The sequence below is a fragment of the Lysinibacillus sp. NPDC059133 genome (assembly GCF_042755925.1).
In the GTDB taxonomy this organism is placed as follows: Bacteria; Bacillota; Bacilli; order Bacillales_A; family Planococcaceae; genus Lysinibacillus.
The window spans coordinates 46,624-59,232 of record NZ_JBHZDH010000014.1 but is presented as its reverse complement, the minus strand read 5'-3'; the positions used below and the strand labels follow the sequence as shown (position 1 = coordinate 59,232).

Genomic DNA, 12,609 nt, shown 5'->3' with positions numbered 1-12,609 from the left:
CTCTTTATCTGTCAGATATTCGTGTTTCTAACAGAAGATAAAGAAATAATTTCACTTACAAAGCTTGTCATTACGTTAGTATTTTTGCAATTGCTATTAAAGATTCCATTTATCAATTCATAGGAGGAAACAAGCGTACATACACTTGAAAAAGAGAAGAGATGAAAGGAGGCAATGTACAAGTGATGTGGAAAAGAAACGAAAAAAAACAACGTCATTTATAGTCTTAATGCTTATCGCTGCCTCCGTGGGGATTTTCATCATTTTACCAATGTATCAAACGAATACAACGAATGGGCAAGTAACACCGATAACCAATGAAGAAAAACTTGAGCAGACATTGAAGGCTATGAAAGGTGTTGGGGAGGTAAAAGTCTATTTTTATTACGGAGATATGACAGATAAGAAGGATGACAATCAACTATTCAGTCAATATTTTCGAGGAACTGAAAAAGGCACGAAAGAAGTAACAGGGATGCTAATTGTTTCAGAAGGAGCATCTGACATCTTTGTTAAAAATGAAATTCGTGCGGTTGTTAGTCAAGTAATGCAATTACCGATTCATCGAATTATTATCGTTCCAATGGAAAATAAGGAGGAAAAGTAAATGCGCGTACGTAGAAGAACAGTTTGGTTTATGACATTATTAAGTCTAGTAGCGGTTATTTCAGTGTATTATTTGGTTGATCCAGCAAAACAATTTAATGGACTAACTATTTTCACAGATGACGCATTACAGCAAACTGCAGTAACGGGTGTGACTGATCAAGAAGCAACGAAAGAGGGAGAGACGAAGGAAGTATCTTCACCAAGTCATTTATTTGAAGAGATGCGCATGCAAGTTAGTGATGAAAGAAGCCAGCTTCGTTTGCAATTAGAGCAGAAAATCGGTTCACAAGATCACTCAGCAGAAGAAAAAAGCAAGGCTTATAATGATATGGATAATCTTATAAAACAAGAATCCTCTGAAGCAATGTTAGAAATGCTAATTAAATCTTTAGGCTACTCCGATGCATTTGTACGAGCAGACGGTGATAAAGTACAGGTAACCGTTATGGCGGAGGAGCTATCAAAAGCTCAAGCAAATGAAATTATTTATTTGGTAAGAACTGAGATGGAAGGCGCAAATGACGTCCAAGTAAAATTCAGTGCAAATAATAACTATTAAAAAATCAAGAAAAATATTAATATTCTGTTTATTTGACAACGTTGTTATATATCAGTATCATGAAAAGGCTTTCGTTTAGTAAAAGAAAGCCTTTTATTTTGTTCATATTTACTTAATTTTCATTAAAGTATTTCAAATTGTTCGAAAAAAATATAGAATAGTGCTTGTAGTAGATTTTATTTCATAAGGAGATTAGGAAAATGTTCAAAATTCAAGAAATTCGTGAAATCATTAAATTGGTAGATTCTTCTTCAATTGACGAGTTCGTTTATGAAGTAGACGGGGCAAAAGTTAAATTAAAAAAGAATGGTGTTGTTGTTACTGAAACTGTAGCACCTAAAAAAGAAGTAGCGGCACCTGTTGTACAACAATCTGCATCAGCAGCTCCTGTAGCACCAGCTACTCCAGCAAAAGCTGAAGAAGCACCAGCTGCACCAGTAAATAACGACCCATCGTTACATAAAATTGTATCTCCGATGGTTGGTACTTTTTATCAATCTTCAAGCCCGGATGCACCAGCTTACGTTAAAGTGGGGGACAAAGTTGGGGATGAAACAATTGTATGTATCGTAGAAGCTATGAAACTATTCAACGAAATTGAAGCAGAAGTTCAAGGGGAAATCGTTGAAGTACTTGTTAAAGACGGTGAATTAGTAGAATACGGACAACCATTATTCCTTGTAAAAGCTGAGTAAGGAGTGCACAACTATGAAAAAAGTTTTAATTGCAAACCGCGGCGAAATCGCTGTGCGTATCATTCGTGCTTGTAAAGAGTTAGGTATTCAATCTGTTGCCGTATATTCAGAAGCAGACGCAGACGCATTACATGTGAAATTAGCAGACGAAGCATATTGCATCGGACCAAAGCTATCAAAAGATTCATATCTTAGCTTCCCAGCTTTACTTAGCGTGGCAGAAAAAACGGGTGCGGACGGTATCCACCCAGGTTACGGTTTCGTATCTGAAAACGCTGACTTCGCTGAAGCTTGTGAAAACGCAGGTATTAAATTCATTGGACCTTCATCAGATTCAATTAAAATTATGGGTATTAAAGACGTTGCACGTACAACAATGGAAGCAGCAGGTGTTCCACTTGTTCCGGGTACTGGTATTGTTCCAGATATCGAAACAGGTAAAGAATGGGCTGCTAAAATTGGTTACCCAGTGATCATCAAAGCAACTGCCGGTGGTGGCGGTAAAGGTATCCGTGTAGCACGTACAGAAGAAGACCTTGTAAAAGGTATTGAAATTACGCAAAAAGAGGCTGCTGCAGCATTCGGTAACCCAGGCGTATATTTAGAAAAATTCATCGAGTACTTCCGTCACTGTGAAATCCAAGTATTAGCGGATGGCTATGGTAACGTTGTACATTTAGGTGAACGTGACTGTACAGTTCAACGTCGTATGCAGAAATTAGTAGAGGAAGCTCCGTCTCCAGCGCTATCTTCAGAGCGTCGTGCAGAGATGGGTGCGGCTGCCGTTAAAGCTGCTGAAGCTTGTAACTATGAAGGTGCTGGAACAATCGAGTTTATTTATGACTATCGAGAAGATAAATTCTACTTCATGGAAATGAATACTCGTATCCAAGTAGAGCATCCAGTAACTGAAATGATTTCTGGTGTAGATCTTGTACAACAACAATTAAAAATTGCATCTGGTGAAAAACTTCCTTTCACTCAAGATGATATTCAATTAAATGGATGGGCAATTGAATGCCGTATTAACGCAGAAAATGCTTATAAAAACTTCATGCCATCAGCTGGTACTGTAGATACTTACGTAACTCCAGGTGGCTACGGTGTACGTATTGACTCTGCAGTCTATGCTGGTTATACAATCCCACCATACTATGATTCTATGGTTGCAAAACTAATTGTTCATGCCAATACACGTGAAGAAGCGATTGCGAAAATGAATCGTGCGCTTAGCGAATTTGAAGTATCTGGTCCTGGTATCAATACAACAATTCCATTCCACCAAGCATTGATGAACAATGACGTTTTCAAATCAGCGCAATTCAATACGAAGTTCCTTGAAGAGAATGATGTTTTGGGGACAAGTAAGTAATTGATTTGTGGATTTAGGGAATAGAATAGGGAATAAAACACCTATTAAAGTTCGCAATTTTATGACCTTCTAACTTTTATTAGTTAGGAGGTTTTTTTTGTCTAAAAATAAGCAGAGAATAAGGATAAGTCTTTTCTAAGTGCTTGCTAGGGTTGTTATAAGCTAACTCAAAGTTAAAGCGGTAGACCTTATCGTGTTGCCTGTAGCAACAGTCAATCTCATTTATGCGCAATACCCATTCCACCACCAATTCATGATTTTCTATGTTACAATATCTTGTAGATAGAATTTTCAGTTATTTGAGAGGTGGGTTAAACTTCATTGAAAAAATTGTTATTTTTAGTGCTTTTGACAATATTTCTTTTAACAGCATGTAATTCATCAACGTTAAGTTTTAGTGAAATTGAGATTGTTCCAGATAAAGTGCAAAAGGCAATTGATGGAAAATATACACTTCAAAAAATCAATGTAGTAGATAAGGATATTTCTTATGTCGTTTTTCAATCAAAAGGAACGGTTACATCCGATCTTGAAACGCAAGGTGATACATTAATAATAAAGTTAGATGTTACGAATCAACAGGTTAATGCAATAAAACAGCATGTCTATAAATTAACTTTAGACCCAGACCTTGATACGATTGATATTCACATCAATGGTAAGTCAACAACTATTGATAATGTAACAGGGATAAAAGAAGGCTATTAATGATTTTCAACAGCCATCACACATAAAGAGGCGTTTACAAATAATGAATAGGGTGATTGTATGGAGGGATTTGAACTTTCATTTAAAAACAAAGCAGTACGAGTTTGGTTTTATACGATGCTACCTGCAATTATTTTAACTATTGTCCTTGATATTGTTTTGCCCAATGAGCAAAGTAGATATGTTTCATTAAGTTTATCATTAGTTACAATTTTATACTTTGTCTGGTTTGTGATTTATTCTAAAAAGAAACGCAAATAATATTTAAGATGGTGAAGAAATCTTCATAGATTTCTTCGCTTTTTGTTTTTATCGAGAGATTAATTTATTTGATCGCTAAGTTTTGTTGATTTATCGAATAAAACTTCGGGTTTATCGCCTAACTTTTTAAATTTATCGACATAAAGGTATATGATCTCGTTTGCAGAAAATGCATTACAGGGTGGATGTTAGTAATGGTATCAAGTAGTGGTGTGTTATTATTAGCTCCGGATTATTTAATGTGTAAGGGTTGAGTTCATAATTGTACAGGACTTAATCCTTTTCTTCGCTTTTTTATGTTTATCGAGGAAATATTTGAATTTATCGAATAAAACTTCGGGTTTATCGCCCAACTTTTTATATTTATCACCCGACTTCTTAAATTTATAGACATAAACCTGATCCAAATAAATTAAAGCGTCTTTACGAAGCCAAACCTTCCTTTTTATAGTATAATAAGCGTAAGTACAGCATTTGTTTGTGATGTGTAAGGGAAAGGATGATATTTGTATGGCAGAGAAAGTAGGACAATCTTTCGTACAACCAACGCCTTCTGGTAAAGAAGAACTTGGGAAAATTGAAGTAGCAGCGGAAGTTATCGAGGTTGTTGCTGGAATCGCAGTGAACGAGGTAGAAGGGGTTGCTGCCACTCGCGGTAATATTGCTACAGGCGTAGTAGAACGCTTCGGTAAAAAAGTTCACAATAAGGGCATTAAATCGGGTGTTACTGAAACTGGTGAGATTGCCATTGATGTATTTTGTTCTGTAAAATACGGCTATACAATCCCGAAAGTGGCGAAGGAAGTACAAACTCAAATTCGCCAAGCAATTTTAAATATGACAGCACTTGAAACAGCTGAAGTGAATGTTCACATTACGGGCATTCTCTTTGAAAAAGAAGAAGTAACTGTACAAGAATAAAAAGAAGGGTTGCCTATAAGGGCAATCCTTCTTTTTTAACGTTGTTAATGGAAATTGTTCAGCAGTGATTAGTATTGCTATTTTATTATATTTCAATATGCTTTGGTTTTCTCCAGAACAAAGCAAGGATAACGCCGAGTGTTAAAACAATTGTCGCAAAGTAATATGGGTAGTTCAAATTGATATCGAACAATACTCCACCTAAAATAGGGCCGAAGATATTACCAAGACTTGTAAACATGGAGTTCATGCCACCAACGAACCCTTGTTCATTACCAGCTATTTTTGATAAATAAGAGGTAACGGCAGGACGAATTAAATCGAAGCCGACGAAAATAAAGAATGTGACAAATAATATTGCGAAATAGTGGCTTACAAATGTCATAGCAAATGTTAAAACAGCAGATAGGACGAGTGAATAACGGATAAGATTAATCTCGCCCATTTTCTTTGTTAGCCAATCGAATAAAACTAGCTGAGCAAGTGCCCCGACTACTCCACTTCCCGTAATAATAATCGCGATATCTGAAGGTGTAAATGCGAATTTATGATCCACAAATAGGCTAAATAACGATTCAAATGCAGCTAAACCAAATGATAATACGAAAATAAGCACGAATGGAATAAGGTATAGTGGGCTAAAAATACGCTTCATACTGCCTAAAATTGATGGTGCAGATTGTTCATCATCGGTAGCACGTGTCGGTTCTTTTAGTAAAAAGAATGACAAGAGCGCTGCTAAAAATCCGAGTATACCAGCAGCATAAAACGGTAAGCGCGTTCCGAATTCGGCCAAAAATCCACCGATACCCGGTCCAATAATAAAGCCAGTACTAATCGCTGCGCTCATGTAACCCAATGCCTTTGGACGTTGTGACAAGGTTGTAATATCAGCGATATATGCAGTTACCGCAGGCATGATGAAAGCAGCACTGATACCACCTAACATACGTGAGATAAAGAGTATTTCAACTGTGCGTCCAAGCCCGAATAATAGCTCTGAAAAACCGAATATAAAAAGACCCGCAACGATCATAATTTTACGGCCAATGTTATCCACCATTTTACCAGAAATCGGCGAGACGATAAGTTGAGTGATAGCAAATGCGGCCACCATATAACCAACGACAGAGCCTGAAATTTTCAGCTCATTCATAAGTGTTGGTAGCACAGGTATAACTAAACCAATACCTAAAAAGGCAATGAATAAATTCGATAATAAAATACTTAAGGTTAAAAGTTGTTTCTTATTCATATTGTTCTCCTTCAATCTTTCACGATACATGAATCAAAGTCTACTAGAATATTTCCAAGTAATACAATAAACCCTATAGTAACTATAGAGTCAAAAGATTTGTTTTAACTTTTTATAAGTGTGGAAGTATTCGTTCGTGGTTATACAAAATGTTATATATTTCTTTCATACGATGTCAATGGAGCAGGCATATTTATTTCTCTACGTTCATTCATAAAATGCCCTTACTGGTAAGAGCTAAAGAAGTTTCATATCGCATCAAAATGAATTTTATATTTACAAGTATCGCAGTAAAATAGGCGGAATTTGCGTTCGTTCTTTTACGGCTTGTACATATAACTTCATAATGCGTAATGAACACCTAAAAAAATGATGTTTAATTTCCTTAATTATAACATTCTTGGTATTTAAACAATAAAGGTTGATTTTTAATTTCAATATATTTCTTAGAAAAGTTAATTGCAGGGTGTTAAAATAAGCAAAAAGTTGCTTGAAAAAGGTATCAGATTATTTAAAACTTGCTTGAATTCGTGTTTCTCTCACGAATTTATGCTATTATAAACCTTAATGCCACTTAAGAAGGAGAGCTTTACATGAAACGACATGAAGCACGCGAAAAAGCGTTGCAAGTTTTGTTTCAGCTAGACAATACCGATCTAACAGTTGAAGAAGCAATGGGTCATATCAAAGGCCAACCAACAAATGTCTTCTACGAAAAGATTGTTACTGGAACAGTTGAACATTTGGAGGAAATCGATGCTACTTTAGAACAGCATCTTGAAAAGTGGTCACTTGCCCGTTTACCTAAGATTGAAAGAACGGTTTTACGTCTAGCTGTATACGAAATTTTATACATGCCAGAAACACCAAAAAGAGTAGTACTTAATGAAGCAATCGAGTTATGCAAAACATTTGGAGACGATGGCTCGTCGAAATTTGTCAATGGCGTACTTTCTAAATTTACAGAACAATAACATGTGTTGAATTGGAAGGAGTAACTAAGGTCTATGTCAAGTGCAATTATTAATGGTAAAGAAATTGGTCAAGAAATTCGTAATTCAGTAGCAGAGCGAGTAACGCGTTTAAAAGAGCAAGGGTTAACACCAGGCTTAGCGGTTGTTTTAGTAGGAGACAACCAAGCCTCGGCTACATATGTGAGAAATAAGCAAAAGTCTTGTGAAGCCATCGGTATGTTTTCTGAGCTAATCAAACTACCAGAAGAAACTACACAAGAATCATTATTAGCACAAATTGAATTATTAAATAATCGTGAAGATATTCATGGTATTTTAGTACAATTACCACTCCCAAAACATATTGATGAGGATATTGTTATTGCCACAATTGCTGTTGAAAAAGACGTTGATGGCTTCTCACCAGTAAGTGTTGGGAAAATGATGCTTGGCCAAGAAACATTTTTGCCTTGTACCCCGTTTGGCGTAATGAAGCTTCTTGAATATTCAGGAATCGAAATAGCAGGAAAGCATGCGGTCATCGTAGGTCGTAGTCATATCGTTGGAAAACCAATGGGACAACTTCTACTACAAAAGGATGCAACCGTTACATATACGCATTCCAAAACACCAAATTTACCTTCATTCACTAAACAAGCAGATATATTAATTGCGGCAGTTGGACGTGCAAACTTTATTACGAAGGAGCATGTTAAAGAAGGCGCAGTTGTTATAGATGTTGGAATTAATCGTGATGAAAACAACAAGCTTTGCGGTGACGTAAACTTCAATGAGGTTGATGGAATTGCGTCTCATATTACACCTGTACCAGGCGGTGTAGGACCAATGACAATTACTATGTTACTATTCAACACAGTTCAAGCTGCAGAAAATAAGCTTGCACATATAGTTAAGCTATAATTTTGAATGACTCTTTATAAAAAGCTATCTCAATTTTATTGAGGTAGCTTTTTTGTAAGTATTTCGAGAACTTTCTCTTCGTTTTTAACGTCTAATATAATGTTTGGGTCATACATAATAAGGAGGTTTTTATGGAAAGCATAGATTTAATACTGATCATCAAACATATTATTATCGGTCTTGTACAAGGATTTACAGAGCCAATTCCTGTATCATCTAGCGGACATGTTATGATTGCAAGTGAAATTCTTGGTCTTGGTGAGCAAGGTTTTACATTTGCTATTTTAACGAACACAGCTTCTTTACTGGCTATTGTCTATATTTATCGAGAGGATATTGTCCGACTCATCACAAATTTTTTCCTTTATCTTAAAACAGGAGAGAATCGTTATAAAGCTGATTTTCGTTTCGCCATTTTCATAGTAATTGGTTCTATTCCAGCGGGCGTTTTAGGTGTTTTGTTAAGCGATGTTATTGCGGATAATGTTAGTATGACGACGATTGCACTTATGCTATTTGTGACAGGTATTGCCCTATGGCTAATCCGTAATATGCGTGGTACGAAAAGGGATGCGGATTTGACTGCGAAAGACGCCATCATCGTAGGTCTTGGTCAAGCTGTAGCATTAACACCTGGTATTAGTCGTTCAGGAGCAACGATTATTTCAGCCATTGCAGTTGGTATGAAACGGGAAACCGCTTTGCGATTTTCCTTCATGCTCTATATTCCTGTAAGTCTTGGTGGGGTTGTCCTTGGGATTTCTGATTTTTTAGGTGAGCCAAATAAAGGTGCATTAGCAATTCCTTATGCTGCGACATTTATTGCGACATTATTTATGACTTATTTTGCAATGCGTTGGTTTATGGGAATCATGAAAAGTGGCAAGCTTAGCTACTTTACATATTATTGCTTTCTTGTAGGTACGCTTCTGTTAATATTTTATTAATTTAAAAAGCCTCGTAACTTTATTAAGTTGTGAGGTTTTCTTGTTTTTGAAATAATGAAATGGTAGGTATTCTTCGTGAATGTCTTAGCGTTTAAATGAGGAGGTTACTGTTCCAGGCTACTCGCCATAATCGAAAAGAATAGACTTATAACAGTGAAATGATTGTACCTTTGCTTTTACTACTGCTATGTTTCGGTTTTATTGCTGGCGCATAGAAAACAAATATTGCTGCTCTTTTCGCTTTTGATTCCGTCACTTGGGCGGTTCAATCCGTCGTTCCGGCAGTTCTTACCGTCACTTTGACAGATCTATCTGTCGCTTCGGATTCTTACCGTCGCTCGGGCGGTTCAATCCGTCGTTCCGGCAGTTCTTACCGTCACTTTGACAGATCTATCTGTCGCTTCGGATTCTTACCGTCGCTCGGGCGGTTCAATCCGTCGTTCCGGTAGTTCTTACCGTCACTTTGACAGATCAATCCGTCGCTTCGGATTCTTACCGTCGCTCGGGCGGTTCAATCCGTCGTTCCGGCAGTATTTACCGTCACTTTGACAGATCAATCCGTCGCTTCGGCAGTACTTACCGTCACTTTGACAGATCTATCTGTCGCTTCGGATTCTTACCGTCACTCGGGCGGTTCAATCCGTCGTTCCGGTAGTTCTTACCGTCACTTTGACAGATCAATCCGTCGCTTCGGCGGTTTTATCCGTCCCCTGGAAAGCGCTCAGTCAGAACGGAAATTAACCCCTCGTTTTGCCGAAAAGACATACTTTATCTAATACGAAATCTTAAGATATGTTATAGTAAGGTTTTCAATTCTATACAAGACAGTCGTTTTTTTAACCGAAACTGCATTTTGACACGTCAGGCGCAATAAAAAATGTTATGATAGGTGTAGTTTTGTGAAAAACTTGATTTTAGTAAAGGAGCCGGAAAAATGTCATCTGCTTCTTATTTAACTGTAAAAGCATTAACAAAATATATTAAACGGAAATTTGATGCTGATCCGCATTTACGTGAAGTCTATGTAAAGGGCGAGCTATCCAATGTCAAGATTCATCAATCAGGGCATATTTACTTTACATTAAAGGATGATGGAGCACGAATTGCGGCTACAATGTTTAAATCAGCAGCCGGAAAGTTGGCGTTTGAACCCAAGGAAGGTATGCAAGTATTTATCCGAGGGGATGTAAACGTTTACGAAGGCTACGGTACATATCAATTATATGTACAGGAAATGCAACCAGATGGAATCGGTAGCTTGTTTGTTGCCTTTAACCAGCTGAAAGAGCAGTTACAAAAAGAAGGGCTTTTTAAACCTGAGTGGAAACAACCAATTCCGAGGTTTCCGGAAAAAATCGGTGTTTTAACGTCGACAACAGGTGCCGCCATTCGAGATATCTGTACAACACTAAAGAGACGCTATCCACTTGCTGAAATTTTTATTTATCCTACCCTTGTACAAGGAGCACAAGCAGCGCCAAATATTGTTCACAATATTGAGCGCGCAAATAGCGATGAGAGTTGCGATGTACTGATTGTTGGGCGGGGCGGTGGATCGATTGAGGATTTGTGGGCATTTAATGAGGAAGTTGTCGCACGAGCGATTTTTGGAAGTCGTATCCCTATTATTAGTGCGGTAGGTCATGAAACGGATACGACTATAGCAGATTATGTAGCTGATTTGCGTGCGCCGACACCAACGGCAGCGGCTGAAATGGCTGTACCTGATCAACAGGATTTATTTCAGCGGGTACTTACACAAAAATCACAGCTCCATCAAATAGTAAGAGCGCAACTTATGGCAGAACGACAACGTCTAAATAAGCTACAACAATCTTATCCGTTGTCAATGCCAGAACGTCTATATCGACCTTTCACGGAAAGACTAGCACAGCTTGAGTCGGGATTGCAAAAAGCAATGCAAGTCGATTTGATGAAGAAAACAGCGCAGTTTCAACAATTACGTAGTGCGGTAGAGCAGCACTCACCGAAAAAGGCATTAGCTTTCCATCAACGAGAGCTAGAAGCACACGTCCAACAATTAACTCGTGCTACAACGCATTATGTAACGAAGCAAAAACAACAATTTGAGGCAACCGTCAGAACTTTAGAAGCATTGAATCCGCTTGCCATTTTGACAAGGGGCTTTACGGTAGCTTATAAAGATCATCAAATGTTAAAATCAGCAGCTGATGTAAAGCTACAGGATCAATTAACACTTTCCTTCCATGATGGAAAGGTTATTGCTGATGTGGTAAAGATCTTGCCAAAAAATGAGGGGGAATAATTGTGGCAGAGAAACAACAAAATTTCGCAGAAGCTATGACGTCACTTGAGGAAATTGTCCGCCAGCTAGAGCAAGGTGATGTGCCGCTAGAAAATGCGATTGATTTATATAAACAAGGTATGGAGCTATCACAATTTTGCCATAGCAAGCTGCAACATGCTGAAGAGCAGTTAATTTCTATTGTCCAAGAGACAGGTGAAACTACAGCATTTGATCCGCTAAAGGGAGAGAACTAAGAAATGAACGAGCAATTAAAGCATTTTATTGAAAGCAACATACCACAAGTTGAAGCTGAAATGTTTGCACTAGTTGAGAAAATTGATGCGCCAGCCAATTTAAAAGAATCAATGCTTTATTCATTAAAAGCTGGAGGTAAACGTATTCGCCCTCTTTTCGTATTGGCTGTTCTTGAACTCTATAATCAGAATTTAAAGGATGGTTTAACTGTAGGATCAGTCATTGAAATCATCCATACGTATTCGTTAATCCATGATGATTTACCAAGTATGGATAATGACGATTTCCGTCGAGGAAAGCCAACAAACCATAAAGTTTATGGCGAGGCATTAGCGACACTTGCAGGTGATGCGTTGAATACACTTGCATTTGGCATTTTAGCACGCATGGATGTATCCGCTGAAAAACGTATTGAACTTGTCAATCTGTTAAGTGTAGCAGCTGGTGCAGAAGGTATGGTTGGGGGTCAAGTACTCGATATAGAAGGTGAAAAGCGTCAGTTGAACTTAGCTGAGCTTGAGCATGTCCATATTAATAAAACGGGCGCTTTACTACGATTTAGTATTGAAGCGGGAGCGGTGTTAGCTGATGTAACGCAAAAAGAGCGCGAAACTTTAAAGGAATATGCGCATCATATCGGCCTTGCCTTCCAAATTCAAGACGATATTTTAGATATTGAGGGAACTACAGAAGAACTAGGTAAAACTGCAGGTAAAGATGTAGCAAGTGATAAAAGCACATACCCAGCTCTTTTAACTTTAGATGGGGCAAAAGAAAAGCTTGCTGAGCATTATCAGCATGCTAATAACGCACTAGATAAATTGCCAGTGGATGCCAGCTTATTACGTGATTTTGCAGCCTATATTGTTCATCGTAAAAACTAG

At 37.7% G+C, this 12,609-nt stretch carries 14 protein-coding genes; 13 read left to right on the top strand and 1 reads right to left on the bottom strand.

Translation table 11 applies throughout. The features are described 5' to 3' along the window. The first annotated feature begins 145 nt into the window (after positions 1-145). The 7 genes from ACFXN8_RS10075 (at position 146) to ACFXN8_RS10045 (ending at position 5,125) form a co-directional block, all read left to right on the top strand. Positions 146-607: a hypothetical protein gene (locus tag ACFXN8_RS10075; RefSeq protein WP_386844772.1), complete on the top strand. Its 462-nt coding sequence runs from the start codon at positions 146-148 to the stop codon at positions 605-607. After that, the gene (locus ACFXN8_RS10070) at positions 608-1,168 is read left to right on the top strand and encodes a SpoIIIAH-like family protein (RefSeq protein WP_376074090.1); all 561 of its coding nucleotides are present in this window, start codon (positions 608-610) and stop codon (positions 1,166-1,168) included. Between the two features lie 200 nt (positions 1,169-1,368). Further along, positions 1,369-1,863: an acetyl-CoA carboxylase biotin carboxyl carrier protein gene (accB, locus tag ACFXN8_RS10065; protein WP_386844769.1), complete on the top strand. Its 495-nt coding sequence runs from the start codon at positions 1,369-1,371 to the stop codon at positions 1,861-1,863. 13 nt (positions 1,864-1,876) lie between these two features. Then, positions 1,877-3,235: an acetyl-CoA carboxylase biotin carboxylase subunit gene (gene accC, locus ACFXN8_RS10060; RefSeq protein ID WP_376074092.1), complete on the top strand. Its 1,359-nt coding sequence runs from the start codon at positions 1,877-1,879 to the stop codon at positions 3,233-3,235. 321 nt (positions 3,236-3,556) lie between these two features. Next, a complete protein-coding gene (locus ACFXN8_RS10055; protein WP_386844767.1) occupies positions 3,557-3,943 on the top strand; it encodes a peptidylprolyl isomerase in 387 nt (128 codons plus the stop codon). Positions 3,944-4,003: 60 nt separating this feature from the next. Further along, positions 4,004-4,204 (top strand): hypothetical protein, encoded by a 201-nt coding sequence (locus ACFXN8_RS10050; protein ID WP_386844765.1) that lies wholly within the window; start codon positions 4,004-4,006, stop codon positions 4,202-4,204. Positions 4,205-4,714: 510 nt separating this feature from the next. Then, positions 4,715-5,125 carry an Asp23/Gls24 family envelope stress response protein gene (locus ACFXN8_RS10045; protein ID WP_376074095.1) on the top strand — a complete coding sequence of 137 codons (411 nt, stop codon included), beginning with the start codon at positions 4,715-4,717 and terminating at the stop codon, positions 5,123-5,125. Positions 5,126-5,210: 85 nt separating this feature from the next. Here the strand turns inward: ACFXN8_RS10045 and ACFXN8_RS10040 are convergent, their stop codons facing one another. Next, complete coding sequence (locus ACFXN8_RS10040) at positions 5,211-6,380, bottom strand: MFS transporter (RefSeq protein WP_386844763.1); 1,170 nt, start codon at positions 6,378-6,380, stop codon at positions 5,211-5,213. 593 nt (positions 6,381-6,973) lie between these two features. Between ACFXN8_RS10040 and nusB the strand changes: the two genes are divergently transcribed. From nusB to ACFXN8_RS10010, 6 genes are all read left to right on the top strand, one after another. Next, positions 6,974-7,354, top strand: coding sequence for a transcription antitermination factor NusB (nusB, locus tag ACFXN8_RS10035; RefSeq protein ID WP_376074097.1), 381 nt, complete (start codon positions 6,974-6,976; stop codon positions 7,352-7,354). A gap of 33 nt (positions 7,355-7,387) precedes the next feature. Further along, on the top strand, positions 7,388-8,254 hold the full coding sequence (folD, locus tag ACFXN8_RS10030) for a bifunctional methylenetetrahydrofolate dehydrogenase/methenyltetrahydrofolate cyclohydrolase FolD (RefSeq protein WP_323647073.1): 867 nt from the start codon (positions 7,388-7,390) through the stop codon (positions 8,252-8,254). Positions 8,255-8,385: 131 nt separating this feature from the next. Further along, entirely contained in the window at positions 8,386-9,201 is an 816-nt protein-coding gene (locus tag ACFXN8_RS10025; protein ID WP_376074098.1) for an undecaprenyl-diphosphate phosphatase, read from the top strand. 934 nt (positions 9,202-10,135) lie between these two features. Further along, positions 10,136-11,488 (top strand): exodeoxyribonuclease VII large subunit, encoded by a 1,353-nt coding sequence (xseA, locus tag ACFXN8_RS10020; protein WP_386844760.1) that lies wholly within the window; start codon positions 10,136-10,138, stop codon positions 11,486-11,488. Between the two features lie 2 nt (positions 11,489-11,490). Next, positions 11,491-11,724, top strand: a complete 234-nt coding sequence (gene xseB, locus ACFXN8_RS10015) for an exodeoxyribonuclease VII small subunit (RefSeq protein ID WP_386844758.1) — start codon at positions 11,491-11,493, stop codon at positions 11,722-11,724. Between the two features lie 3 nt (positions 11,725-11,727). Then, on the top strand, positions 11,728-12,609 hold the full coding sequence (locus ACFXN8_RS10010; protein WP_386844756.1) for a polyprenyl synthetase family protein: 882 nt from the start codon (positions 11,728-11,730) through the stop codon (positions 12,607-12,609).